Genomic DNA, 1,415 nt, shown 5'->3' on the forward strand with positions numbered 1-1,415 from the left:
GTGCCACTTGCGGAGACCCGGTCGTCAGCTTGTCGTCGGTTCAGGGCAGGGTCGTTAAATAGCCGCTTATGTCTATTGCTGGTTTACCGGTTTATTGACTACCGGAAGCAGTGTGACCGTGTGCTTCTCAAATGCCTGAGGTTTCAGCAAAAAACCCCTCAAGACCCGTTTAGAGGCCCCAAGGGGTTATGCTAGTTATTGCTCAGCGGTGGCAGCAGCCTAGGTTAATTAAGCTGCGCTAGTAGACGAGTCCATGTGCTGGCGTTCAAATTTCGCAGCAGCGGTTTCTTTACCAGACTCGAGTACTTACTTAAATGTTATCAGAGCTGGCGCGGGACGAGGAGGGTGTCGGTGACTCCCCCGGGCACGAACGCCTGGGCGCCGGTGCCGCCGCCCTTCTCCGGGGAGATCATCTGCCGCTCCAGCAGCTTGCGGAACTCCGGGTCGCGGTGCGGCAGGTTGCGCAGCTCCTCCCACGCCTCGTACGAGGCCAGGTGGATCAGCATGTGCAGCCGGTCCATCGCGCCGAAGGTCTCTTCGTACAGGTACGCGGTGACCTTGCCCCGCAGGTGCTCGTTGACGTAGTTCTGCCAGGCGAAGGCGTAGTACCGCGCCTCCTTGCGGGTGGGGTACCGGGCGTAGGCGACGCGGTGCACCATCAGCGGGGCGTTGGCGGAGTTGAGCTGCTCCTCCCGCGGCACGGCGGTCTGCCGCCAGGCCTCCGGCACCCACGCCTCGTGCTCCTCGTCGTGGCTGTAGTCGAGGCCGTGCTGCGGGACCAGGATGTGTTCGGTGATGGAGCCCTGCTCGACGGCGCTGCCCCAGCTGCCGAAGCCGCCGTCGTCGGAGACCACGCCGTCCTCCAGGAGGACCCGGGTGGTCTCGTCGTGGTCGACCATCTCCAGGCTGGCGGCGTAGTCGAGCGGGCTCTTCATGTTGATGAACCAGTGGTGCTTGGCCTGGTCGCCGAAGGCCTTCTGGAAGAAGAAGAACGTCATGCCGTTGAGGTCGGCCTTGTTCATGTGCTTGAGGACTTCGCCGACGAAATTCAGGCCCTCTTGTTCGTGCCCCGGCTTGAAATGGGCATAACGCGAGATGATGAATCCCGCATTACCCGAGTGCAGCGACTGGAAATAGAGGTTTTCGTCCCCCGGATCCTGGCTGTGGTGATGATGGTGATGGCTGCTGCCCATGGTATATCTCCTTATTAAAGTTAAACAAAATTATTTCTACAGGGGAATTGTTATCCGCTCACAATTCCCCTATAGTGAGTCGTATTAATTTCCTAATGCAGGAGTCGCATAAGGGAGAGCGTCGAGATCCCGGACACCATCGAATGGCGCAAAACCTTTCGCGGTATGGCATGATAGCGCCCGGAAGAGAGTCAATTCAGGGTGGTGAATGTGAAACCAGTA

1 protein-coding gene is annotated in these 1,415 nt (G+C 58.9%); it reads right to left on the reverse strand.

Translation table 11 applies throughout. The features are described from left to right. Positions 1-320 precede the first annotated feature (320 nt). Complete coding sequence (locus tag ACWELJ_RS34155; protein ID WP_452370183.1) at positions 321-1,193, reverse strand: DUF6039 family protein; 873 nt, start codon at positions 1,191-1,193, stop codon at positions 321-323. Between the last annotated feature and the right edge of the window lie 222 nt (positions 1,194-1,415).

The sequence above is a fragment of the Nocardia sp. NPDC004582 genome (assembly GCF_053602115.1).

Excerpts from the sequence above, each read along its gene's own strand:
- ACWELJ_RS34155 (WP_452370183.1), bottom strand. The coding sequence starts at position 1,193 with ATGGGCAGCAGCCATCACCATCATCACCACAGCCAGGATCCGGGGGAC.